Origin of the sequence: Flavobacterium sp. C3NV, assembly GCF_046825355.2 — a bacterium.
Taxonomy (GTDB): domain Bacteria; phylum Bacteroidota; class Bacteroidia; order Flavobacteriales; family Flavobacteriaceae; genus Flavobacterium.
The window spans coordinates 208648-233279 of sequence record NZ_JBKQBJ020000007.1 but is presented as its reverse complement, the minus strand read 5'-3'; the positions used below and the strand labels follow the sequence as shown (position 1 = coordinate 233279).

Here is a 24632-nt window from a genome sequence, read left to right as displayed (position 1 = left end):
TTTTAATGTTATTTAGATACTTAGTAGTTCCACATATCTTCTTCGAAGTTACGAATCTTCTCTTTTACTCTTTCAGACTCCAATAACTGATTTTGTGCATTATCTTTCATGTAGTCTTTAATCTCACGATCTCCGTACATATTTTCTTCTTTATAGATAATGGCGTTAAAACGTCTTGAATTTAAGATCTGGTCAAATGAAATTGGAGTTGCAGAATTCTTATCATTAAAAACTTTTCCTTCATGAAGTACTTCCCGCGCATTCGGGAAGAAAACCCAGAACAGCTCGATATAATCTTTCTCGTCACTATTCATCGTATAAACGTCTGGTGTAACAGGGCAAATTCCGAGTAAGCGATATTTTAAATCACTTTGTCTTTTATCAAAATACCAATATCCTTTTATTTTATATTGCGTAACATCAGCTGCAGTTAAATCTTGCTTTAAAATGTATTCTGCAGGCACTGATCTTGTTGGTCCAACGGTTTCATCAACATAAGTAACAGATTTCTTTTTACCTGTCCCGGTAACTACTTTTTTCTTTACAACACGAGTTCTGTAGTCATCCGGATATTGGTTTATTAATTCTCTACCAGCATCTGTTGTATCAACACGGGATAATGCACCCTGAATATCCTTCAAAGATTTTTTAGTATTAAAATAACTATCGCTATAGACTTCGGTAATTCTTCCACTTTTAATACCTCTGGTAAGCACATCATAAAGCGAGCGTCTGTCGGCACCGATATTGGCAGTGTCTACAGGAAAGTATAATGGAAAATTGATTTTTTCGTTTAAATCAATAATTTCCCAGACTGTTTTCCCCATCAAAACATCTCTGTCATCAACATAACCGTAAGACAATGGCTTATCATTGTCTGAAATAAGTTGTGCCGGACTCTTTATCCCAATTTGATCCGCTGTTTTTGCATTAAGTAAATTCGATTGTGCATTTGAAACAAAACCTCCTGAAACAAAAACTATAAGCAATAAAAAAAATTTCCCTTTCATCATAACAATTTTTTGTAACAAAGCTAACGCAATATTTTCTATTTTATTGTTATTTTCCTACAATTAACTGAAATTTTAATTTTATGGCATAAAAAACTACCATTTAACAACAATACACTTACTAAAACAAAACCATCACAGTGATTATTTAAACAATTCATTATCAAACACGCACACCCAACCTACATATTATTCAATTCTTAGAGTCCTTAAATTGTAAATTATTATGGCAACCGTATCAAATAAAAAAGCTCCTACTGCAAACGCAGTAAGAGCTTTTATATAATGTATTTTTAGATACTTAGTAATTCCACATATCTTGTTCGAAGTTACGAATCTTCTCTTTTACTCTTTCAGATTCTAACAATTGGTTTTGTGCGTTATCTTTCATGTAATCTTTGATCTCACGATCTCCGTACAAGTTTTCTTCTTTATAAACAACTGCGTTAAAACGTCTTGAATTTAAGATCTGATCGAATGAAATTGGAAGCGCAGAATTACTGTCGTTAAATGCTTTTGCTTCATGTAATGCTTCTCTAGCATTAGGGAAGAAAACCCAAAATAACTCGATATAATCTTTCTCGTCACTATTCATTGTATAAACATCCGGAGTTACAGGACAAATTCCTAGTAAACGATATTTCAGTTCACTCTGACGTTTGTCAAAATACCAGTATCCTTTTATTTTATATTGTGTAACATCAGCTGCTGTTAAGTCTTGTTTCAGGATATATTCAGCCGGAACAGATCTTGTTGGGCCAACATTTTCTTCAACATAAGAAACAACTTTCTTTTTACCAGTACCAGTAACTACTTTTTTCTTCACAACACGTGATTTGTAGTCATCCGGATATTGGTTGATTAACTCTCTACCAGCATCTGTTGTATCAATACGAGATAATGCACCTTGAATGTCTTTCAAAGATTTTTTAGTATTGAAATAACTGTCGCTATACACTTCAGTTATTTTGCCGTTTTTAACAGCTTTCGTCAAAACGTCGTAAAGAGAACGTCTGTCAGAACCAATATTAGCCGTATCTACCGGAAAGTACATTGGAAAGTTGATTTTTTCATTTAAATCAATGATTTCCCAAGTAGTTTTTCCCATCAAGATATCTCTATCATCTACATAACCATAAGCCAAAGGTTTATCATTATCAGAGATAAGTTGCGCAGGAGTTTTAAGTCCTATCTGAGCAGGTGTTTTCGCATTTAGCAAATTAGATTGCGCATAAGAAGAAAAACCTCCAGCGATAGAAACAATAGCTATTAAAAAATTTCTTACTTTCATCGTGGTATTATTATAAAATATTGAATGTAGGTTTACCTACTTTTATTATAGTATTTCAAAAATTACCGGAGCAGTTCTTGGCAATAAATAACTACCAGCTCCAACAAGTTTAGTTTTAATTTCAGAAATAGTAACCTGATCTCCTTTTCCGGCTCTTGAAAGTACTTGTTTACATTGTGCATTTAATCTGTTACCAGAAACAACAACAGTAGGCTGTCCAGCAATTTTCATATTAAATCCAACAACATCTAAACCAACTTCAAAATCAAAGTCATTTAATTTAGCTCCAATAGTAGCAACTTCAAGGTTAGATTTAGGCCCTTTAACAACACCTTGTTCTCCTCTAATTGTTCCAGCTGGTCCAGGAATACCTTTAATTCTAAATGTTTTCTTATCTGTAACTTTATCTCCGTTTGGTAATGTACCAGTAACAGCGATTGTAGCTTCATTACCAGAACCCGGATTCATGTTATATTTCCCTGGTTTACCAGCAGAAGATAATCCCGGAGCACTTGCAACAACTTTGTTGTCAGCAACACCAGCGAATGATACAGAGATTGGGTTAACTACACCTCTATAAACAACATTCATTTTATCAGCAGAAATAGTAGCAGAGTTTGGTCTAGGAACTACAACGTAGTTTCCAGCAAATTTAAGTGGAATATTTTTTCCGTCTTCTAAGAATGTAAATTGTCCATTAATAGTTTGCTCACCTACTCCACCTGCAGTTAAAGAGATCACAGCTTGTCCGTTAACAATTTGCCCAGGACCCTGGAAAGAAGTTGGTTTTGTGTTTTCGTCATAACGACCTAAAACTACCTTACCAGTTACTTTTTCTCCTTGGAAGTAAGCATTTTTATCTAAAACAACAATTGCCTGATAATTGCTATAAGAAGCAGCAGCAACTGCAGCTTTTCCTAAAGCACTATTGTAAACATCTGATTCTACTTTTTTAACGTCATTTTGCCAAGCTGAAAGTTTTGCAACTGAAGCTACAGCAGGAAATCCTTTAAAGTGGTAAGATAAATATTTATCTTTTACTCCATCTTTATTTTTTACATCAGAAACGTCAAATTTTTTCTCAACCTCTGCAACAATTGCAGAATATTTTTTGTCAGTACCTAAAGCAGCTTTAATATCAGCTTTATACTTTTCAATTTTAGAGATAATTTCAGTTCCTTTAGCGCTATATCCTTCTCCTTTAAACCAACTATCGATATTGTCTCCTTTATCCATAGCTTCGTAAGGTAATTTACCTGTTTCTTTATCTACATCAAATCCTTTAACAACATCTGTTTTTAAAGTACCAATGTAAGCGTAAAAATCTTTTGTAATTCCTTCTACTTTATGTGCTGTCTCAGAAGCTTTAACAAACTCTCCTTTTGCTTCAGCAGCTTTCTGATCTAAAGAAGTAAGCATTGAAGCGTTACTTTCTTCTGATGATTTATTTGCGCTTTCGAATTTTTCATTCATTAAGCCAAAAGCAGATAAAACTTCTTTTGACATATTCATTGCTAACATTGCGATGAAAACCAGATACATCAGGTTCACCATCTTCTGTCTAGGGGTTAATTTTCCTCCTGCCATTTTTTCTAATTAGTTCTTTATTAATAAATTTAATATAATAGTCAAAAACTAATTATCCTTTGTTACTCATTGCAGAAAGCATACCACCATAAACACTGTTTAATGAAGCAATGTTTGCAGTCATAGATTGCATTTGTTCTTTTAATTTAGAAGCATTTTCAGCAATTTCGCTGTTAGCTTGTGCGTTTCTTGAAGCACTTTCTAATTGTACTTTATATAAACTGTTCAATGATTCCATTTGTGCAGCAGCCATAGACATTTCTTCAGCATATTTCTTTTGTCCCGCAATAGAGTCTACTGTTGGAGAAATTGCTTTAGCAGCTCCTTCGAAATTTTTGATGCTGTTTCCTAAACTTGCCATTAACTCACCGTCAATTTTAGCTTCTTTCAACATTACATCTAATTTTTGTGACAATAATCCTTGAGCATCAGCTGGAGCCTCAACTTTATCAGATTTTTTTCTAGCCTGACCATTAGCTAATTCAGGGTAAACAAGAGTCCAGTCTAATTCATCATCAACAGGATCAAAAGCAGACAATGCAAAAATAAACGCTTCTACACCAAGACCAACAATCAACATGATACTAGCACCTTGCCAGTGTTGCAACTTGAAAAGCGCACCGATGATTACTACTGCCGCTCCCATACCATAAGCGAAATTCATTGTTTTTTTACTTAATAATGCCATAATACTTTTTTTTAGGTTTTAATTTTAAAATAGATTTGATTTGGTTATTTGAATTTAATTATAATTTACTTTTTTTTCCGCTTCCTGTTGTTTGAGTTCCCATGTAATCTTGTACAGTTCTGAAACCAATATAACTTCTTGCTGAATCTGCGTATTCATGGTCACGAGTACTTACCTGTAGGAAATAAGCAACATCTTTCCAAGAACCTCCACGAACCACTTTTCTTTGGTTGTTTCCGTCGATTACGTTTGGATTCATTGTAGAAACATATTCGTAAGCATTTGGATTATAAGCCGAATCTGTCCACTCTGAAACGTTTCCTGCCATGTTATATAATCCGTAACCGTTTACATCATATGATTTAGCTTCAACTGTGTACAAAGCCTCATCTGCAGCATAATCTCCTCTACTTGGTTTAAAGTTTGCTAAGAAACAACCTCTATCACTTTTAGTATAAGGACCACCCCAAGGGTAAGTTGCAGATTCCAGACCTCCTCTTGCAGCATACTCCCATTCTGCCTCTGTTGGCAATCTGAATGCGTTTACTAAATCACGTCCTTTTTTCTTAGATTTGATATAGCTGTTTTTGTTCAAAGTTCTCCATGCACAAAATGCTTTTGCTTGTTTCCATGTTACACCAACTACAGGATAATCTCCGTAAGCTTTGTGCCAGAAATAATCATTGTGCATTGGCTCATTATAAGAGTAAGCAAAATCTTTAATCCAAACTGTTGTATCAGGATAAACACTTACTTGTTCTGTTTTAACGAAGTCTTTTCTTTTTCCAACTTTGGCTTTTGCAGCAGCCTGAATATCCATCCAAGAATAACGGAATTTCAATTTATTTACATCAATTGTTCTTAAACCATTATATGATTCCTCAATTGGCAAATACATAGAATCCATTACCTCAGCATAATACTCATCTGGGTAAGCTTTAGTATCTTTAATTAACTTAACTTTTTTGTTTAATTTTCTACCAGCATACGGATCATCTTTTGTTCCTACACTATAGTAGTTATCATACATATATTTATCATATGCCGTCATTTTATCCGGCTCTGAATCATTAAATGCATAATCTGCAATACTTCCACCTTTTTTACCTTTATCACCAGTAGATTTTTGTCCTGTTTCGTCAGCTAAGATTGCTAAACGAACTCTCATTGTAGAATCTTTTACCCATTCTACAAACTGACGGTACTCGCTGTTAGTAATTTCTGTCTCATCCATATAAAATGAACGAACCGTTACTGTTTTAGTCGGAGCATCTTCAACATTAGCTAAATCAGCATCTGATTTACCCATAATAAAAGATCCACCTGGAACTAACGTCATTCCATAAGGTTTTTCAGGATGCCATTTCCCTCCTGTAACACCAACTAACTCACCTTTGTCTCCTGACTTACCACAGCCAATTACCAGTGTTAACATTGCTGCAAATGCAATAAACTTCTTCATATAAATTTGGGATTATCTATTCATTATTATAAGTCCGTAAACGTATTTATTATTTATCTAAAAAACAATACTAGTTGCGAAATTTATTTTACCGTTCAAAAATAATGTTAAATAAAATAAAAAAAAAATATTTCATCGATAAACTAACAGAAAAAATCGACGTAAAACGTTAAATTTTATACTTTATATTTATTTTCTTACTAATATATTTTAACATTTTTTTAAAACTCAAAAAAAACCGCAATTTTCTTTAAAATTTTACTTTATAAAGCGTTTTTTCGCTGTGCTTTCCACCATCTTTCCGGCAACTCTTGGTTACAAGCGCTCAAATATTCGTCGTATGAACACGGTAATAACGTATTTCTTTTCAATTTATTGTGCCCATTTGATTCGAACGGAATTTCGATCCACCAACGATCTGTTTTATCGCTTTTATAAAAGACCAATTCTTCATCCTCAAGCGGCACAATATATTTTAAGTACGTTGCCCGACTACCAAACGGATATTCTTTCGATCGATAATGATATCCTTCGATAAAATACCAAACAATTTGTGCAATAATACCTGCTTCCGGTGCGGTACTATGATGATTAAAAACTCCAAAACAGGAAACTTTATCACTAATTCCGGCATATCTGGCCAATGAACATATTTCTTTTCCGTTGAATCCGTTTGGCTCAAAAGAAACCATATTCGCTGAAGCTGATGATTTTACCGAATTAAGATCTATGCTTACCAAATCAGCATCTCTAAAAACCGGTTCTGCTAATGCTATTTTATTCGAAATTTCTCCTAAACGATAGGCATCAAAAAACAATTTCTCGATCAAATCGATTTCTTCCTGAGAATTGTAATAGGTTTGATATCCTATATTACAGTAGTTAAAAAGATTATTTGGTTCATCGATAATAATCTTGGTAAGATAAGAATTAGCCGAAACGGTTTCGTTTTCTTTACCAAAGTCAAATTTATTATCTACAGCAACCATGTTTACCATTTGCTCTAAATCATCGTACGCACGGTATAATGCATAGGTCAAATCCTGCGAACCTCCTATAACTATAGGAATCACTTTATTCTTAATTAAAGTAGAAGTTACCTTTTTTAGTGCAAAATAGGTATCCTCTACAGAATCCCCTGCAAGGATATCTCCTAAGTCAGCAATCGATGCATCCCAATTACCAGGAAACATATTATACAGTTTCTTGCGAACTGCATTCAAATTAACCTCATTAATTACATTGCTGTTACGACGGTCTTCTAAAACACCAACGATTGCAATTGTAATTTTACTAATATCAGGAAACTGATCCTGTGTATGCAAAACAATTTTGCTTCCCAATTCTTGTGAAGACAACGAACTAATGAATTTTAAAATTCCGTCATTAACTGGTTCTAGAAAATCAAATTCCATTTATTTATTTCTTTTTAGCAGCTGTTTTTTTAGCTGGAGCTTTCTTAGCGGTTGTTGATTTTTTTGCTGGTGTCTTTTTTGCCGGTGTTTTAGCTGCAATCATTTCCTGAACCTGAGCCAATGTTAATTTTGTTGCATCAACATCTTTACTTAATTCAATTTTGATTTTACCTTTTGTAATTACCGAGCGGCCCCAACGAGCTTTTTCAACCAAAATTCCTTCGTCTTCCCAATTGTGAAGCACTTTATCTATATTTTTTTGTAATTTATCTTCAATCAATTCTTCGATTTCTTGTTGTGATAAATTATCGAAATTGTATTTTTTACTTACGTTGATAAAAATACTGTTCCATTTGATAAATGGACCAAAACGTCCCACACCTTTCTGAACTCCTTCGCCTTTGTAAACTGCGATTGGCGCATCAGCAATTGCTTTTTCATCGATTAATTCCTGCGCTCTTTCTTTTGAAAGACTTAACGGATCTTCTCCCTTTGGTAAAGAAATAAATACACTTCCGTGACGTACATAAGGACCGTAACGACCATTACTTACTTCTACTTCTTCTCCTTTATATTCTCCTAAATTTTTAGGTAATAAAAATAAATTCAACGCTTCTTCAAGTGTAATATTTCCGATATTTTGGTCAGACATTAAACTGGCGAATTTTTTATCTTCATCATCTGCTTCTCCAATTTGAGCCATTGGTCCAAATTTTCCTAAACGAACAGAAACTTGTCTTCCGTCAGCATCTTTACCCAGGATTCTTTCTCCGCTTTCACGTTCTGCATTCGCTTCAACCTCTTTTACATTTGGGTGAAACTTATTGTAGAATTCCTGCATCATGATTGCCCAGTCGATATTTCCTTCGGCAATTTCATCAAAATCCTGTTCTACTTTTGCAGTAAAATTATAATCTAAGATGTTCCCGAAATTCTTCACTAAGAAATCTGTTACGATTGTCCCGATATCCGTTGGAACTAATTTTCCTTTATCTGAACCTGTATTTTCTTTTAACAGCTTTTCATCAACTTTATCTGCTTGCAAAGTAAGTTGAGTATAATTACGCTGCTGTCCTTCAAGAGTTCCTTTTTCGACATAATTTCTGTTGATGATAGTAGAAATAGTTGGCGCGTATGTAGACGGACGACCAATTCCTAATTCTTCTAATTTTTTTACCAAAGAAGCTTCTGTATAACGAGCCGGAGGTCTTGAATATCTTTCGGTTGCTGTAATATAATTGTTAACTAATTTTTCGTTTACTTTTAATGCAGGCAACATTCCTTCTTGTTCTTCCTCATCATCATCATGCCCTTCTAAGTACACTTTCAGGAATCCTTCAAAAAGTAAAACTTCTCCTGAAGCTGTAAAAATTTCGCTGTGATTATTGGCTTCAATTTTTACGTTTGTTCTTTCCAATTGTGCATCACTCATTTGAGATGCCAATGTTCTTTTCCAGATTAAATCATATAAACGAGCTTGGTCACGGTCAATATTTACTGTGTGACGTGACATATCAGTCGGACGAATTGCTTCGTGCGCTTCCTGTGCTCCTTTGCTTTTGTTGGCAAAAACTCTCGGTTTCGAAAATTCTTTTCCGTATGATTTTATGATTTCAGCTTCGGCCGCATCCATTGCATCTTTAGAAAGGTTTACACTATCGGTTCTCATATAAGTAATAAGTCCGGCCTCGTATAAACGTTGTGCAAGCTGCATGGTGATTCCAACTGGCAAATACAATTTTCTCGCTGCTTCTTGTTGCAATGTAGAAGTTGTAAAAGGTGCTGTTGGTGATTTTTTGGTAGGTTTAGTTTCTAAATCGGCTACCTTATATTTTGATCCGATGTTTTGTTTTAAAAAATCTTCGGCTTCTTTTTTTGTATTGAAGTTTTTTGGCAATTTAGCTTTGAAAGATTTTCCAGCCTCGTTTACAAATTCTGCCACGATAGAATAACTCGCAACGGCATTAAAGTTTTGAATCTCGCGTTCTCTCTCTACGATCAAACGTACTGAAACTGATTGTACACGTCCTGCTGATAATCCTCCTTTAATTTTTCTCCATAAAACAGGAGATAATTCGTAACCTACTAAACGGTCTAATACACGACGCGCTTGTTGCGCGTTTACTAAATTATAATCTATTTCTCTTGGATTTTCGATTGCTTTAAGAATCGCAGACTTTGTAATCTCATGAAAAACAATTCGTTTGGTTTTTTTAATATCCAGTTTTAATTCTTCCGCCAAGTGCCATGAAATAGCCTCTCCCTCGCGGTCCTCATCGCTTGCTAACCAAACCATTTCGGCATTCTTAGATAGTGTCTTTAATTTACTTACCAGGGCTTTTTTATCCGGAGAAACTTCGTATTTAGGTTTAAAACCATTCTCTACATCTACACCAATTTCCTTTGATGGCAAGTCGGCTATGTGACCATAACTTGACTCCACCTGAAAATCACTTCCTAAAAATTTCTCTATCGTTTTCGCCTTTGCAGGTGACTCCACTATTACTAAATTCTTTGCCATTGCTCTATTTTTCTGCAACAAAAGTATCTATTTTTTTTAAATATCAGCCTCGCGAATTGATTTTTGAGTTATTTTAATATTATGTTTCTTAAAATTACAGATTTATCTGTATTGCTACCTATTATATATATAGGTATAACTTTTATAGGTTGATAACCACTAAATGTTCTTTTTTACCCGAAATTTATTAGCCCGGATTGAAGTGAAAAGCCCGGAGTAAAAAATGCAAAAGTTTCTTGTTTTAAAAAAGCGACCAACGGAAGCTCTTTTTAAAACATTAGAAACTTTGCTTTTTTTATGTCCCGATAGCTATCGGGATGTAATGGAAAGCTGGAAATAGCTACAAAATATTTTAGATTTTAGATTGTTGATTGTTGATTTTAGATTCCCTTTGATCGGTTCCAACAATCTAAAATCTGAATTCTAAAATCTAAAAATCTTTTTTCTGCCATCTTGTCATCTTTATACCTTTTACGTTATCTTTGCACTTTGAAATTATACAATGGAAAAGATTATTGAGGAAAGCAAACAGGGCGAAAGTCTTGTTTTGGAGAATAAACCTGAGAATACTAAAAAACTTTTTATAGAAAGTTACGGTTGTGCGATGAATTTTTCGGACAGTGAAGTTGTAGCTTCTATTTTATCGATAAACGGATATAACACCACACAAACTCTTGAAGATGCTGATTTGGTTCTTGTAAATACCTGCTCGATTCGGGATAAGGCAGAACAGACTATTCGTAAGCGTTTGGAGAAATATAATGCGGTAAAACGTATTAACCCGAAAATGAAAGTGGGCGTTTTGGGCTGTATGGCCGAGCGTTTGAAAAGTCAGTTTCTGGAAGAAGAAAAAATTGTTGATCTTGTTGTTGGTCCTGATGCTTACAAAGATTTACCTAATTTATTGGCAGAGGTTGAGGAAGGCCGCGATGCTATTAATGTAATTTTATCGAAAGAGGAAACGTATGGTGATATTTCGCCTGTTCGTTTGATGAGCAACGGAATCACAGCTTTGGTTTCGATTACTCGTGGTTGCGATAATATGTGTACGTTTTGTGTTGTGCCTTTTACACGCGGACGTGAACGCAGTCGTGAACCTCAGAGTATTATGAAGGAAATTCAGGATTTATGGGATAAAGGTTTCAAGGAAATTACACTTTTAGGTCAAAACGTTGACAGTTACCTTTGGTACGGTGGGGGTTTGAAGAAAGATTTCGTAAACGCATCGGATATGCAAAAAGCGACAGCGGTTGATTTTGATCAATTGCTTGAAATGGTTGCAGTTGGTTTTCCTAAAATGCGTATTCGTTTTTCGACTTCTAATCCGCAGGATATGCATGAGAGTATTTTGCATGTTATTGCGAAATATCCAAATATTTGTAAGCACATTCACTTACCGGTTCAGTCTGGAAGTGACCGAATTCTAAAAGAAATGAATCGTTTGCATACTCGTGAAGAATACATGACTTTGATTGATAAAATTAAAGCGATTATTCCGGATGCGTCGATTTCGCAAGATATGATTGCTGGTTTCCCAACAGAAACAGAACAAGATCATCAGGACACGATGAGTTTGATGGAATATGTAAAATATAATTTTGGTTATATGTACTCGTATTCTGAACGTCCGGGAACTTTGGCAGGAAGAAAAATGGAAGATGATGTTACGGAAGAAACTAAAGCGAGAAGATTGCAGGAAATTGTCGATCTACAACAAAAACATGCCTGGTTCCGTAGTGAGGAATTCGTTGGGCAAGTTGTTGAAGTTTTAGTTGAAAAAGTATCTAAAAAATCAACCGAAGAATTCTCTGGAAGAAATTCTCAAAGTATTACGGTTGTTTTCCCTAAGGAGAATTATAAGATTGGAGATTTCGTAAACGTAAAAATTACAAGCTGTACTTCTGGAACGCTTAAGGGTGAAGCAGTTGGACTTAGCAGCATGAATTAATTTTTTTTGCCACAGATTAAATGATTAAAATGATTTTTTTTGTATTATTTTTCTTATTTAAAATCTAATAGTAAAAATTAATTAGTTTATGCAATATTATAGAGAAAAAGAGACTTATAAGATTATTGGAATATGCATGGAAGTCCACAATAATCTTGGACCAGGATTATTAGAAATAGTTTATAAAGATGCTTTAGAAATAGAATTTAGAGAAAATAACATTCCTTTCAAAAGAGAAAAAGAATATTCAATTGAATATAAAGGTAAAATCTTACCTCATAAATTTTACGCTGACTTCATTATTAATGAAGATATTGTTTTGGAGGTAAAAGCAATAAAAGAATTTTCGAGTGAACATATTGCTCAGATTTTAAACTATATAAAATTGTCAGGTTCAGAATTGGGATTACTTATCAACTTTCAAACAAAATCTCTTCAGCATAAAAGATTTATTTTATAATTTAGAGAATCTGAGTTAATCATTTAATCTGTGGCAAAAGAAAAAAAACATACATGGAAACAGTTCAAGCAATAAAACAACGATTTGAGATTATAGGAAATGATCCGAAATTAAATCGTGCCATCGAAAAAGCCATTCAGGTTGCTCCTACTGATATTTCGGTAATGGTAACTGGGGAAAGTGGTGTTGGTAAAGAAAATATTCCAAGAATAATACATTCGCTTTCGCACAGAAAGCATGGTAAATATATTGCGGTAAACTGTGGTGCAATTCCGGAAGGAACTATCGATAGTGAACTTTTTGGACACGAAAAAGGCGCTTTTACAGGAGCTACAAGCACCCGTGAAGGTTATTTTGAAGTGGCAGATGGTGGAACCATTTTTCTGGATGAAGTGGGTGAATTACCACTTACAACTCAGGTTCGTTTGCTTCGTGTGCTTGAAAATGGTGAATTTATAAAAGTAGGTTCATCACAAGTTCAAAAAACAAATGTTAGAATCGTTGCTGCAACAAACGTAAACTTATTTAATGCAATCGAAAAGGGAAAATTCCGTGAGGATTTGTACTATCGTTTGACAACTGTCGAAATTACTTTGCCGCCTTTGCGCGAAAGAAACGAAGACATTCATTTATTGTTTAGAAAATTTGTTGCCGATTTTGCACATAAATACAAAATGCCACCGTTGAAATTAGATGATGATGCGGTTCAGCTTTTGCAAAAATTCAGATGGAACGGAAACATTCGTCAGCTTCGAAATGTAGCCGAACAAATTTCTGTTCTGGAAACGAATCGTGATATTACTTTAGCAACCTTACAATCGTATTTACCAACTGAAGGCACCAATTTGCCTTCTGTAATTAGTGATAAGAAAAAGGAAAGTGATTTTAGTACCGAAAGAGACATTTTATACAAAGTCCTTTTTGATATGAAAAGCGATCTGAATGACCTAAAAAAGCTGACTCTGGAATTGATGAAAAACGGTACAAAAGTGCAGGACATCAACCCTAATTTGATTCAGAAAATATATGGTTCACAGGAAAACGAAAGTGAAATAGATTTTGAAGAAGAACCCAGAACCGCTGTTATGACGCCTGCAACCCGCGAAGATAACTACCAGATGCAGGACGACAATTATTTGTTTGCCGAAACTATTGAAGAAGAAGAGGTTTTACGCTTGGAACAAAAAGAAATCGAAATGATCAAAAAATCATTAGAAAAAAACAAAGGAAAACGAAAAGCTGCTGCTGATGAGTTAGGTATTTCGGAAAGAACTTTATATAGAAAAATTAAACAATTCGATTTATAAAAATAAATAAATTCCAAATTTTTTAAATTCCAAATTCCAACTTTAGAAAGGTTAAAATCTAAAAAACAAATTCCAAATTGCTTTATCTGTTCGCTAACGCTCAGTTTCAAATTAGTATATTTGAAAAAAAAATATTCCTTCAGTTGGAATTTGGAATTTAAAAAATTGGAATTTGATTACTTATTAATTTTATGAAAAAAATATATTCTTTATTAGCTTTAATGAGCCTTTTTATGCTAAGCGGCTGTGGGCCTTACAATTTTACAGGAACAGGAAAAATTGATGCCAAAACGTTTCAGGTTAACTTTTTTCAAAATAATGCTGATTTGATTGAACCTGGAATTGACAGAACGTTTACACTGGCTTTGCAGGATTTAATTCAAAATCAGACGAATTTAAATTTAGTAAGCAATAGTGGTGACTTAGTTTACGAAGGAGAAATTGTAGATTACAGAACGACTCCAATGACAGCAACTGCTGATCAGCAAGCGGCTCAAAACCGTTTGACGATTCGTATAAATGTCAGGTTTACCAATAAAAATAAAGAAACAGATGATTTCGAGAAACCATTCGAATTCTATTATGATTTCCCTGGAACCGGTTTACCAACAGGCGCCACTTTAAATACTGCGCTTCAGGCTATTTTTGAAAGAATCACTCAGGATATTTTTAATGAATCTTTAGCCAAATGGTAAAATTGTTTATTTGTTGAAATCGGTTAACTGTTTAATCGATTCTTTTAAACACTTAAACAATAAAACAAACAACGATTAAACAAAAGAATAAAAAATGAATGTAACTGATTATACCTACTTAATGAACAAACCCGATGCTATCACAGAAAAGCAAGCGGAAGCATTAGGAAGTGTTTTGAATGAATTTCCGTATTTTCAAAGTGCGAGAGCATTGCGATTAAAAGGACTTTACAATCAAAACAGCTTTAAGTATAATTATGCATTAAAAGTTACAGCAGCGCACACAACTGATCGCGCTGTTTTGTTTGATTTTATTACTTCAGAAAGTTTTACCTCTATTCAGAACGATTTTTATGATCAAAAATTAAGAGATCTTTTAGAAATTAAAGTATTCGACAGCGAGATTGTTTCTTTTGAAGAAATTAAAAAAGCAACCGAAGTTCGAATTGACCCAATTGAGCAATCGATTCTGAATTCTATTAAAGGAGCAACAAATGCTACTTTTGCAGAGCCGACAGCAACAGAAGAAAAACCAATTGAAATAATTGACGAGCAAGCGATTCTAAATTCGTTTAAAGAAGTAACACCAGATACTGTTGACGAAGAAGTAAAAAGTGAAGAAAAGCCAATTGAAATAATCGATGAGCAAGCGATTCTAAATTCCTTTAAAGAAGTAATACCTGCAACTGAAGAACCAGTAAAAACCCAAGAGATTAAAGTAGAGCCAATTACAGAACCAATTACAATTACTGAGCAATCAATTCTCGATACTTTTAAAGAAGTACTACCAACCACTTTTGAGGAACCGGTAAAAATTGAAGAAGACACAATTGAACCTATTACAGAACAATCTATTTTAGACACTTTTAAAGAAGTAACACCAACCTCTTTTGAAGAACCTGCACAAATTGAAGAAAAAACAATTGATCCGGTTTTTGAGCAGACTATCTTAGAATCTATAAAAGAAGTAGCCAATATAACTTTTGAAGAAGCGCCAAAAATCGAGGAACCAAAAGAGGAGTCAATTACCGAGCAACCTATTTTAACTTCGATTAAAGAACATACGCCAACCTTTTTTGAAGAAATAGTAGACGAAGAAGAAACAACAGAACCAGAAATTCCTGCAGTAAGAATTGATCCTATCGAACAATCGATACTAAATTCTATCAAAGAAGCAAATGCAGTAGTTTTTGAAGAACCAAAAATAGCAGAAGAACCAAAAGAAATTGAAGTTCCGGAAACTGTAAAAATCGCAGAGGAAAATCTGGAAATAGGAAAACCACTTGATTTTTCTGTTAATGAAAAACACTCTTTTCAGGAATGGCTTCAATTGGCAAGAACAGAACCAATTGACAGAACAGAAGAAGGTCCTCAAGAGCAAAAAGAAATCGAGAAAACAGCTGAGCCAAAAGTTAAGACAGAAATAATTGATCTGGAGAAAAAGAAAAAGGCAGAAATAATCGATAAATTCATCGAGACAAATCCAAAAATATCTCCTATAAAACAGACTGCAATAACTCCTGCAGTACAATTTGACCTAAATAAGGACGATAATTCTTATTTAATGACAGAGACTTTGGCCAGGGTTTATTTGGAACAAAAGAAATATACAAAAGCAATACAAGCATATGAAATATTAATTTTGAAATATCCAGAAAAAATTAGTTTCTTTGCAGACCGTATTTCGGATATAAAGATTTTACAACAAAATAACAATAATAATTAAGCAATGAGCACATTTTCAATTTTTTTAGTTTTAATCACAATAGTTTGTTTTCTATTGATCGTAGTAATCATGGTTCAAAACCCTAAAGGAGGCGGATTATCGTCTACAATTAGCGGAACTCAAATGTTAGGTGGAGTACAAAAAACAACTGACTTTTTAGATAAAAGTACCTGGACATTAGCTACTATTTTGATTGCTTTAATCTTGCTTTCAAGTTTAAGTTTTACAGGATCATTAAGTGATACTGACTCTAAAATTATTGACAAATCTGAAGTTCCTGCTGCTAGCACACCTGCTGCTCCAGCTCAACAAACACCTGCTCCGGCAACTACTCCAGCGAAATAATAATTTTGAAATAAATATAAAATGCCAGCCTGTCAAAGCTGGCATTTTTTTTAGGAAATAATGTCAGTTTTAAGAGCATGGCACAATTTCTGAAAGTTACTTTAGCATTAAAAAAATATAAACTATTAATAATATAAATCATGACTTTAAACATTAAACCGCTTTCAGACCGCGTACTTATTGAGCCTGTTGCAGCTGAGACTAAAACTGCGTCAGGGATTTTTATTCCGGATACTGCCAAAGAGAAACCACAAAAAGGAACTGTAGTTGCAGTAGGAAACGGATCTAAAGATCACACTATGACCGTAAAAGTTGGCGATACTGTTCTTTATGGTAAATATGCAGGAACAGAATTAAAACTTGAAGGAACTGATTATTTGATTATGCGTGAAGATGATATCTTAGCTATAATCTAAAGATTGCTTTAAGCTTTAAGCTATAAGCTTCCAAAAAAAGCTTAAAGCCAACAAAAAAAATGAGAGATTTTAAAAAATACGATATTTGGCAGCTAAGTCACTCTTTCACTTTAGAAATCTATAAAATGACTTCTTTATTTCCTAAAGAAGAATTATACGGATTAACTAGTCAGATTAGACGAGCATCTTCATCAATCCCTACTAATATCAGCGAGGGTTGTGGAAGAAATAGCGACAAAGAATTCAATCAATTTCTCAATATAGCTTTAGGTTCTGCCAGCGAGACAGAATATCTTTTGATTTTAGCTAAAGATTTGCAATATCTTAATAATGAAATTGCAGAGAATCATATAGAAAAAATCAATAGCATTAAAAGCAAAATTTACAAATTAAAACAAAAATTAATTCAGCAGTAGAAAGCATAAAGCTTAAAGCCTACTGCCTAAAGCAAATACAAAATGGCAAAAGATATAAAATTTGATATTGAAGCACGTGACGGATTAAAACGTGGTGTTGATGCATTAGCAAATGCTGTAAAAGTAACTCTTGGACCAAAAGGTCGTAATGTAATTATTGGTAAATCATTTGGTGGACCAACTGTTACTAAAGATGGTGTTTCTGTTGCAAAAGAAATCGAATTAAAAGACCCATTAGAAAATATGGGCGCGCAAATGGTTAAAGAAGTTGCTTCTAAAACCAATGATTTAGCGGGTGACGGAACTACAACTGCTACAGTTTTAGCTCAGGCAATCGTAAAAGAAGGTCTTAAAAACGTTGCTGCAGGTGCAAACCCAATGGACTTGAAACGTGGTATCGATAAAGCTGTTGAAGCTATCGTTGCTGACCTTGCAAAACAAGCTAAAGTTGTTGGAAGCGATTCTGATAAAATCAAACAAATTGCTTCTATCTCTGCAAATAATGACGAAGTTATTGGTGAATTAATCGCTACTGCTTTCGCTAAAGTAGGAAAAGAAGGTGTTATTACTGTTGAAGAAGCTAAAGGAACTGACACTTTCGTGGATGTTGTTGAAGGTATGCAGTTTGACAGAGGATATCTTTCTCCTTACTTCGTAACAAACCCTGAGAAAATGGAAGTTGAATTAGACTCTCCATACATCTTATTATACGACAAAAAAGTATCTTCTTTAAAAGAATTACTACCAGTTTTAGAGCCAGTTGCTCAATCAGGAAAACCATTATTAATTATTGCTGAAGATGTAGACGGAGAAGCTCTTTCTACTCTTGTAGTAAATAAATTAAGAGGTGCTCTTAAAATTGCTGCTGTAAAAGCTCCTGGTTTTGGAGACAGAAGAAAAGCAATGCTTGAAGATATCGCTATCTTAACTGGTGGAACTGTAATTTCTGAAGAAAGAGGATATACTCTTGAAAATACAACTATCGAAATGTTAGGAACTGCAAAAAGAGTTTCTATAGATAAAGACAACACTACTATTGTAAGTGGTGCTGGTGAAGCTGATATCATCAAAAACAGAGTAAACCAAATTAAAGGTCAGATGGAGACTACTACATCTGATTATGATAAAGAAAAATTGCAAGAACGTTTGGCTAAATTAGCTGGTGGTGTTGCTGTTCTTTATGTTGGTGCTGCTTCTGAAGTTGAAATGAAAGAGAAAAAAGACAGAGTTGACGATGCGTTACACGCTACTCGCGCTGCTGTTGAAGAAGGAATTGTTGCTGGTGGTGGTGTTGCTTTATTAAGAGCAAAAGCTGCATTAGCTGATCTTAAAGCTGACAACGCTGACGAAGCAACTGGAATTCAGATTGTATCTCGCGCTGTTGAATCTCCATTAAGAACTATTGTTGAAAATGCAGGTCTTGAAGGTTCTGTAGTTGTAGCAAAAGTTTCTGAAGGTTCAGGTGATTTTGGATACAATGCAAAAACTGACGAATATGTAGACATGCTTACAGCTGGAATTATCGATCCTAAAAAAGTAACTCGTGTTGCATTAGAAAATGCTGCGTCTGTTGCGGGAATGATCCTTACTACAGAATGTGCATTAATTGATATTAAAGAAGAAAACGGAGGCGGAATGCCAATGGGTGGCGGTATGCCAGGAATGATGTAATCGTTCTAACTTCTTAAAATTTAAAACGCCAGATTTATGTCTGGCGTTTTTTTTGCCAAATATTTCACAGATTAAAAAGATTATTTTAACCACAAATTACACAAATTTTCGCAAATTTTTTTCAAAGATTGTACTCAAAGTATTTGTGAAAATTTGTGTAATTTGTGGTAAATTTTTTAGCCAAAGATTAAAGTTTTTTTTAATCTATTTAATCCTTTAATCTGTGGCAAACTTTTTTTTCGCAAAGCATTCGTGAAAATTCGTGAAATTCGTGGCAAACTTTCACTTAGTTTAACATTCTGTTTTTCTTTAAAAAACAGGTTATTGGTATCTTTGCGGTTCTATTAAAATTGCAAAATGAGAAAATTTACCGCTCACCTATTACTTTTTACATTCTTATTTCTTACTACTTTTTCCTATTCCCAATCCAGTAAAGACGCTTATGTAGTTTTGGTTTCTATGGATGGATTTCGTTGGGATTATCAAAAACAATTTAATCTTCAGAATTTGAAGCAAATTGCCAAAGAAGGTGTTCATGCCAAATCAATGAAACCGTCTTATCCGAGTAAAACTTTCCCGAATCATTATTCAATCGTAACAGGACTTTATCCCGATCATCACGGGATTATCAATAATGTATTTTATGATGCTCAACTCAACGAATCCTTTTCATTATCAAGCAAGGCAAAAAATGATTCCCGCTTTTATGGCGGAAATCCAATTTGGAATGTAGCCGAACAACAAGGCGTAAAATCAGCTTCTTTTTTCTGGCCGGGTTCTGACATTGACAAAAGAAATCCTGGTATTTATAAAAATTACGATAATAAAATCCCATACGGAGCCAGAATCGATACGGTTTTAAAATGGTTAGAGCTTCCTGAAAAACAACGTCCGCATTTGGTTACTTTATACTTTGATGAGCCCGATCATACCGGACATAATTTTGGTCCGCTTTCTCCGGAGAACAAAAAAATGGTGATCAAAATGGATTCTATTATGGGCGAATTATCACGAAGATTAGATCAGTTAGCCATCGGAAAACAAATCAATTTAATTATTGTTTCAGATCACGGAATGGCCGCTATCAGCAATGATAAAAAAGTAGCAGTTCTGGATTATCTAAAACCGGAATGGCTGGGTTACAAAGATGTTATTAACCCAATTATGAGTATTCAGGCAAAACCCGGTTATCAGGATTCGATTACAAATGCCTTAAAAAATGTGCCCCATATTAAATTCTGGAAATCTACCGAAGTTCCTAAAAGACTCCATTACGGAACCAATCCAAGAGTTCATGATTTTGTTATTGAAGCAGCTAAAGGATACAGCTTAGTAGGCAAAGAAAGTACACATATAAAAGGCGGAACGCACGGTTATGACAATAACGAAAAAGATATGCATGCTATTTTTTATGCAAAAGGCCCGGCTTTTAAAGTTGATAAAGAAGTAAAAACGTTTCAGAATGTTTCAGTTTATCCTTTAATTGCGCATATTTTAGGTTTAAAAATTGAAGAAGTTGACGGGAAATTTAGCAAAGTTGAGAATATGCTTGCAGATTGAATTAGATAATGTGTCAATTAGAAAATTAGATAATATAGCACATAGTGATTTTAAATAACAAACCAGACAAGTTTTAAAAACCTGTCGGGTTTGTTGCAACGGAATAAATTGGGGTTACGTTGCGTGAGACGCACTGCTGTGCGCCTCTACGATAAATTGGAATGGAAATTAATTTTCTAATTAAAAACCTGTCGAAACAGAAACTGATTTCCATTGCTCCAAATCTTTTTGAACCTCTGCAATTTTTACATTTGCCATATTATACGCATCTTCTCCAACAAATAAATGCAACGCAGGATTTTCTTCTTCGCTCATTTTGATTAAAGCGGTTGCAAACTTTGCAGGATCTCCCGGCTGATTTTCGTTGATACTATCTTTATGAGCAATTTCAGATTCTCTAACCGCTTTATAGTCTGCAATTGGACTTTGTGGCAATAATAAAGAACTGTCTTTTAAGAAATCAGTTCTAAAATAACCCGGATAAACCAATGTTACATTCACTCCAAATTCTTTTACTTCTGCCGCCAAAGATTCTGTTAAACCGGCAACTGCAAATTTGGTAGAACAGTAAATTCCCCAACCCGGAAAACCTCCATTATATCCGCCAATCGAAGCGATATTAAAAATATGCCCCGATTTGTTGGTGCGCATATAAGGCATTGTATTTCTGATTACATTTAATAACCCAAAAACGTTTACCTCATAATTTTTTCTTGATTCTTCATCGGTTAATTCTTCTAATGCTCCTAATAAACCATAACCTGCATTGTTTACTAAAACATCAATGGTTTTAAAATGACTTACTGCAACTTCAATTGCATTTTTGACACTTTTTTCATCAACCAAATCCATTTCAAGAGGAAGAAAATTTTCAGATACATCTCCCAATACTTTAATCAAAGCCTCTTCACTTCTTGATGTTGCCGCTACTTTGTAACCTTCTGATAATAATTTTGTAGCCAATTCTAATCCAAGTCCTTTTGAAGCACCTGTAATAAACCAAACTTTGTTATTTTCCATGATTTTAAATTTTTACATTTTAATTACAGGACAAAGGTATTGGCGAAGTCGTTCTAAAAAATTAAAGGAATCAAACAAGAAGTTACAAAAATCAAACAATTTCGGTCACGCGATATGTTTTAGGCGAAACCTGAGTATTTTTCTTGAAGAAATTGATAAAATGAGACAATTCATCAAAGCCAAGACACCACGCAATTTCATTAATATTCCAATTGGTTTGTTTGAGTAAAATCATGGCTTCCTGAACAATTCTTTCGGATATAATCTTCGAAGTGGTTTTTCCGGTAGTTTCTTTCAAGGCTTTATTCAGGTGATTAACATGCACATTTAATTGATTTGCAAATTCTGAAGGTGATCGAAAGTTAATTTGCTGCGAAATAGATTCAATCGGAAATTGGCGTTCCAACAGTTCCAGGAACAAAGACGAAATTCGTATCGTCGCATTCGACTTACTATATAATGAAGCAGTTACTGTTTGTGTTTTTAGCGCAAGATGGATAATTTCAAAAACTAAATTTCGAATTACATCATATTTAAAAGCGTAATCTGAATTGATTTCATCAAACATTTTTAAGTACACTTTTTTTAGATCTTGCGCGAGTTCCTCAGAAACCGGAACAATCGGATTCCCGCCGGGCTGGAACAAAGGATATTCTTTTAAATTCCCAAACTGACTAAAAAAAGCATCGGTAAAAATGCAGAAAAATCCGGTTTGGTTTTCATCGATATGCTCCCAACTATACGGAATTTGCGGATTGGCAAAAAACAAAGCCTGATCGTCAATCGAAACGACTTTATCAGCATAATGCACTTTGTTTTTACCAATGATCAAACTTATTTTATAAAAGTCTTTTCGCGTATAAGGCAAAGGATTACAAGTACTGCCCACATAATCGTCGAGTTTAAAAACATTAAAATGTCCGATTTCTTTTTTAAGATTCTCGGGCATTCCTTTTATTTTTACGGTATAAAAATCTTCGAGTGTTTCTTGTAGTTTCATTTAGCAAAGTTACAAAAATCAAACAAATTAGAAATTTGGTAATAGATAATTTGATAATGAATGGAGTGTCACCCTGAGCGAAGTCGAAGGGCGCTCCTATTAGAACGTGGGCTTCGACTTCGCTCAGCCTGACAAACTAGACAAAGAATTGAAAATTAGATCATGAGAAAATTTGACAATAAATGGCATGTCACCCTGAGCGAAGTCGAAGGGCGCTCTTATTGGAACGTGGGCTTCGACTTCGCTCAGCCTGACAAACTAGACAAAGAATTGAAAATTAGATAATTATAAACGTCTTCTAAACGCGACAAACCCGACAGGTTTTAAAAACCTGTCGGGTTTGTCGTTTAAAAGTTAATCTAAACGTGTCAATTGGATCGCCCTTCGACTTCGCTCAGGGTGACATTCGATAATTAACAATTCACCATTAACCATTATTAAGAAACCACCTTATACGTAGGATCTTCAATGACATTTACTTTTATCACCGCTTCGGCATTTTTAAGTAATGTGATACAATCAGGGCTGAGATGCTGCAATTCTACTACTTTATTAAGCTGATTGTATTTTTTAGTTAAATTATTCAAGGCTTCTATTGCCGACATATCAGCGATTCGGCTTTCTTTAAAATCGATAATAACGCGATAAGGATCATTTGCAACATCAAACTTTTCGAAAAAAGCAGCTATCGAACCAAAAAATAGAGGTCCGTAAATCTGGTAATGCTTTACTCCTGCTTCATCAATAAAATGTCTTGCACGGATTCTTTTGGCACTTTCCCAAGCAAAAACAAGGGCCGAAATAATAACACCAATCAAAACAGCTAAAGCCAGATTGTGCAATACAATTGTAATTACGGCAACCAGAATTCCAACAAAAATATCATGTTTTGGCATTTTATTGATGACTCTGAAACTCGCCCATTCAAAAGTGGTAATCGCCACCATCATCATTACACCTACCAAAGCCGCCATAGGCAATTTACCAATTACCGGGGCTCCAAAAAGGATTATCAATAAAATGGTAAGAGCTGCAATAATTCCTGAAAGTCGGGCTCTTGAACCTGCCGAAAGATTGACTAAAGTTTGAGCAATCATGGGACAGCCTCCCATCCCGAAAAAGAAACCGTTTAAAATATTCGAACTTCCCTGTGCGATACATTCACGATTGCTGTTACCGCGAGTTCCGGTAATTTCATCTACAAGATTCAGCGTAAGTAAACCTTCGGTTAGACCAACGGCAGCAACAATTACAGAATAGGGAAATATGACCTTGAAAGTCTCCAAAGAAAGTGGAATATTAGGGATATGAAAAGGAGGAAATCCTCCTTGAACAGAAGCAATATCTTCGACCGTTTTGGTTTCGATATTAAAAATTAAAACAATAGCAAAAACCACCATTATCGCTACTAACGAAGCCGGAACTGCTTTGGTCAGTTTCGGAAAAAGTAAAACGATTCCAATTGTTAAGGCGACCAAACCCAGCATAATATACAAAGGCGTTCCTTGCAGCCAGGAAACTTGTCCGTTTACAACTGTTTTAAATTGCTCAAGCTGCGACATAAAAATTACAACCGCCAATCCGTTTACAAAACCAAACATAACGGGCTGAGGCACTAATCTGATAAATTTTCCGAGCTTAAAAAGTCCGATGCAAATCTGGACTACACCGCCAAGTGCGACGGCTGCAAAAACATATTCTATACCGTGCGATTTCATCAGGGCGATCAAAACAATAACAGTTGCTCCTGCCCCGCCGGAAATCATTCCGGGTCTTCCGCCAAAAATCGCAGTAACCAAACCGGCAATAAAAGCAGCATATAAACCCACCAAAGGCGGAAAACCAGCTAAAATAGCAAACGACAACGATTCAGGAATCATAGTCATAGCAACGGTTAAACCGGCTAAAATTTCGTTTTTGTAATTTACTTTTTGGGTAAAATCAAAGAGATGGAGTGCTTTTTTCATAGGCCACAAATGTAGAAAATAATGACCAAAAGAGCATTAACCTTTTCAAATCTGAAAAAGAACCAAAAATATAATAAAGAATCAAAACAGTTAACTAAGCTGTTTTAAAAGTAAAACTAAAAGTGAA

The 24632-nt window shown here is 34.5% G+C and carries 20 protein-coding genes; 10 read left to right on the top strand and 10 right to left on the bottom strand.

All coding sequences use genetic code 11. The annotated features are described in order from the left end of the window. Positions 1-20: 20 nt before the first annotated feature. The 7 genes from porN (ACIDC4_RS12780) to topA all read right to left on the bottom strand — a co-directional run bounded on the left by porN (ACIDC4_RS12780) (position 21) and on the right by topA (position 9974). Complete coding sequence (gene porN, locus ACIDC4_RS12780; protein ID WP_412042937.1) at positions 21-1010, bottom strand: type IX secretion system ring subunit PorN/GldN; 990 nt, start codon at positions 1008-1010, stop codon at positions 21-23. Positions 1011-1311: 301 nt separating this feature from the next. Next, positions 1312-2301, bottom strand: a complete 990-nt coding sequence (porN, locus tag ACIDC4_RS12775) for a type IX secretion system ring subunit PorN/GldN (protein WP_078008560.1) — start codon at positions 2299-2301, stop codon at positions 1312-1314. Positions 2302-2346: 45 nt separating this feature from the next. After that, complete coding sequence (porM, locus tag ACIDC4_RS12770; RefSeq protein ID WP_412042936.1) at positions 2347-3888, bottom strand: type IX secretion system motor protein PorM/GldM; 1542 nt, start codon at positions 3886-3888, stop codon at positions 2347-2349. A gap of 52 nt (positions 3889-3940) precedes the next feature. Then, on the bottom strand, positions 3941-4576 hold the full coding sequence (gene porL, locus ACIDC4_RS12765) for a type IX secretion system motor protein PorL/GldL (protein ID WP_412042935.1): 636 nt from the start codon (positions 4574-4576) through the stop codon (positions 3941-3943). Between the two features lie 58 nt (positions 4577-4634). Then, positions 4635-6038 carry a T9SS ring complex lipoprotein PorK/GldK gene (gene porK / locus ACIDC4_RS12760; protein ID WP_230035541.1) on the bottom strand — a complete coding sequence of 468 codons (1404 nt, stop codon included), beginning with the start codon at positions 6036-6038 and terminating at the stop codon, positions 4635-4637. A 263-nt stretch (positions 6039-6301) separates the two neighbouring features. Then, positions 6302-7453 carry a formimidoylglutamase gene (locus ACIDC4_RS12755; RefSeq protein ID WP_412042934.1) on the bottom strand — a complete coding sequence of 384 codons (1152 nt, stop codon included), beginning with the start codon at positions 7451-7453 and terminating at the stop codon, positions 6302-6304. Between the two features lie 4 nt (positions 7454-7457). Beyond that, the gene (gene topA, locus ACIDC4_RS12750; protein WP_412042933.1) at positions 7458-9974 is read right to left on the bottom strand and encodes a type I DNA topoisomerase; all 2517 of its coding nucleotides are present in this window, start codon (positions 9972-9974) and stop codon (positions 7458-7460) included. A 502-nt stretch (positions 9975-10476) separates the two neighbouring features. On the opposite strand from topA, the gene miaB reads away from it, so the two are divergent. The 10 genes from miaB to ACIDC4_RS12700 all read left to right on the top strand — a co-directional run bounded on the left by miaB (position 10477) and on the right by ACIDC4_RS12700 (position 20518). After that, positions 10477-11922, top strand: a complete 1446-nt coding sequence (gene miaB / locus ACIDC4_RS12745; RefSeq protein WP_412042932.1) for a tRNA (N6-isopentenyl adenosine(37)-C2)-methylthiotransferase MiaB — start codon at positions 10477-10479, stop codon at positions 11920-11922. Between the two features lie 88 nt (positions 11923-12010). After that, the gene (locus ACIDC4_RS12740; protein ID WP_412042931.1) at positions 12011-12382 is read left to right on the top strand and encodes a GxxExxY protein; all 372 of its coding nucleotides are present in this window, start codon (positions 12011-12013) and stop codon (positions 12380-12382) included. Between the two features lie 53 nt (positions 12383-12435). Then, positions 12436-13689: a sigma-54 interaction domain-containing protein gene (locus ACIDC4_RS12735; RefSeq protein ID WP_194618651.1), complete on the top strand. Its 1254-nt coding sequence runs from the start codon at positions 12436-12438 to the stop codon at positions 13687-13689. A 191-nt stretch (positions 13690-13880) separates the two neighbouring features. After that, positions 13881-14384 carry an LptE family protein gene (locus tag ACIDC4_RS12730; RefSeq protein ID WP_412042930.1) on the top strand — a complete coding sequence of 168 codons (504 nt, stop codon included), beginning with the start codon at positions 13881-13883 and terminating at the stop codon, positions 14382-14384. A gap of 94 nt (positions 14385-14478) precedes the next feature. Then, positions 14479-16110, top strand: a complete 1632-nt coding sequence (locus ACIDC4_RS12725; RefSeq protein WP_412042929.1) for a tetratricopeptide repeat protein — start codon at positions 14479-14481, stop codon at positions 16108-16110. 3 nt (positions 16111-16113) lie between these two features. Beyond that, positions 16114-16455 (top strand): preprotein translocase subunit SecG, encoded by a 342-nt coding sequence (secG, locus tag ACIDC4_RS12720; RefSeq protein WP_412042928.1) that lies wholly within the window; start codon positions 16114-16116, stop codon positions 16453-16455. 140 nt (positions 16456-16595) lie between these two features. Then, on the top strand, positions 16596-16871 hold the full coding sequence (locus ACIDC4_RS12715; RefSeq protein WP_007806577.1) for a co-chaperone GroES: 276 nt from the start codon (positions 16596-16598) through the stop codon (positions 16869-16871). Between the two features lie 59 nt (positions 16872-16930). After that, a complete protein-coding gene (locus ACIDC4_RS12710; RefSeq protein WP_139541537.1) occupies positions 16931-17287 on the top strand; it encodes a four helix bundle protein in 357 nt (118 codons plus the stop codon). A 42-nt stretch (positions 17288-17329) separates the two neighbouring features. Beyond that, positions 17330-18958 (top strand): chaperonin GroEL, encoded by a 1629-nt coding sequence (gene groL, locus ACIDC4_RS12705; protein WP_412042927.1) that lies wholly within the window; start codon positions 17330-17332, stop codon positions 18956-18958. 357 nt (positions 18959-19315) lie between these two features. After that, positions 19316-20518, top strand: coding sequence for an alkaline phosphatase family protein (locus ACIDC4_RS12700; RefSeq protein ID WP_412042926.1), 1203 nt, complete (start codon positions 19316-19318; stop codon positions 20516-20518). A 180-nt stretch (positions 20519-20698) separates the two neighbouring features. On the opposite strand, the gene ACIDC4_RS12695 is transcribed toward ACIDC4_RS12700, so the two are convergent. The 3 genes from ACIDC4_RS12695 to ACIDC4_RS12685 form a co-directional block, all read right to left on the bottom strand. Beyond that, positions 20699-21538 carry an SDR family NAD(P)-dependent oxidoreductase gene (locus ACIDC4_RS12695; RefSeq protein WP_412042925.1) on the bottom strand — a complete coding sequence of 280 codons (840 nt, stop codon included), beginning with the start codon at positions 21536-21538 and terminating at the stop codon, positions 20699-20701. Positions 21539-21629: 91 nt separating this feature from the next. Next, a complete protein-coding gene (locus ACIDC4_RS12690; RefSeq protein ID WP_412042924.1) occupies positions 21630-22538 on the bottom strand; it encodes a helix-turn-helix domain-containing protein in 909 nt (302 codons plus the stop codon). Between the two features lie 437 nt (positions 22539-22975). Then, positions 22976-24505, bottom strand: a complete 1530-nt coding sequence (locus ACIDC4_RS12685; RefSeq protein ID WP_412042923.1) for a SulP family inorganic anion transporter — start codon at positions 24503-24505, stop codon at positions 22976-22978. Positions 24506-24632: the final 127 nt, after the last annotated feature.

Coding starts and splice junctions, on each gene's coding strand:
- porN (WP_412042937.1), bottom strand. CDS start 1,010: ATGAAAGGGAAATTTTTTTTATTGCTTATAGTTTTTGTTTCAGGAGGT.
- porN (WP_078008560.1), bottom strand. CDS start 2,301: ATGAAAGTAAGAAATTTTTTAATAGCTATTGTTTCTATCGCTGGAGGT.
- porM (WP_412042936.1), bottom strand. CDS start 3,888: ATGGCAGGAGGAAAATTAACCCCTAGACAGAAGATGGTGAACCTGATG.
- porL (WP_412042935.1), bottom strand. CDS start 4,576: ATGGCATTATTAAGTAAAAAAACAATGAATTTCGCTTATGGTATGGGA.
- porK (WP_230035541.1), bottom strand. CDS start 6,038: ATGAAGAAGTTTATTGCATTTGCAGCAATGTTAACACTGGTAATTGGC.
- ACIDC4_RS12755 (WP_412042934.1), bottom strand. CDS start 7,453: ATGGAATTTGATTTTCTAGAACCAGTTAATGACGGAATTTTAAAATTC.
- topA (WP_412042933.1), bottom strand. CDS start 9,974: ATGGCAAAGAATTTAGTAATAGTGGAGTCACCTGCAAAGGCGAAAACG.
- miaB (WP_412042932.1), top strand. CDS start 10,477: ATGGAAAAGATTATTGAGGAAAGCAAACAGGGCGAAAGTCTTGTTTTG.
- ACIDC4_RS12740 (WP_412042931.1), top strand. CDS start 12,011: ATGCAATATTATAGAGAAAAAGAGACTTATAAGATTATTGGAATATGC.
- ACIDC4_RS12735 (WP_194618651.1), top strand. CDS start 12,436: ATGGAAACAGTTCAAGCAATAAAACAACGATTTGAGATTATAGGAAAT.
- ACIDC4_RS12730 (WP_412042930.1), top strand. CDS start 13,881: ATGAAAAAAATATATTCTTTATTAGCTTTAATGAGCCTTTTTATGCTA.
- ACIDC4_RS12725 (WP_412042929.1), top strand. CDS start 14,479: ATGAATGTAACTGATTATACCTACTTAATGAACAAACCCGATGCTATC.
- secG (WP_412042928.1), top strand. CDS start 16,114: ATGAGCACATTTTCAATTTTTTTAGTTTTAATCACAATAGTTTGTTTT.
- ACIDC4_RS12715 (WP_007806577.1), top strand. CDS start 16,596: ATGACTTTAAACATTAAACCGCTTTCAGACCGCGTACTTATTGAGCCT.
- ACIDC4_RS12710 (WP_139541537.1), top strand. CDS start 16,931: ATGAGAGATTTTAAAAAATACGATATTTGGCAGCTAAGTCACTCTTTC.
- groL (WP_412042927.1), top strand. CDS start 17,330: ATGGCAAAAGATATAAAATTTGATATTGAAGCACGTGACGGATTAAAA.
- ACIDC4_RS12700 (WP_412042926.1), top strand. CDS start 19,316: ATGAGAAAATTTACCGCTCACCTATTACTTTTTACATTCTTATTTCTT.
- ACIDC4_RS12695 (WP_412042925.1), bottom strand. CDS start 21,538: ATGGAAAATAACAAAGTTTGGTTTATTACAGGTGCTTCAAAAGGACTT.
- ACIDC4_RS12690 (WP_412042924.1), bottom strand. CDS start 22,538: ATGAAACTACAAGAAACACTCGAAGATTTTTATACCGTAAAAATAAAA.
- ACIDC4_RS12685 (WP_412042923.1), bottom strand. CDS start 24,505: ATGAAAAAAGCACTCCATCTCTTTGATTTTACCCAAAAAGTAAATTAC.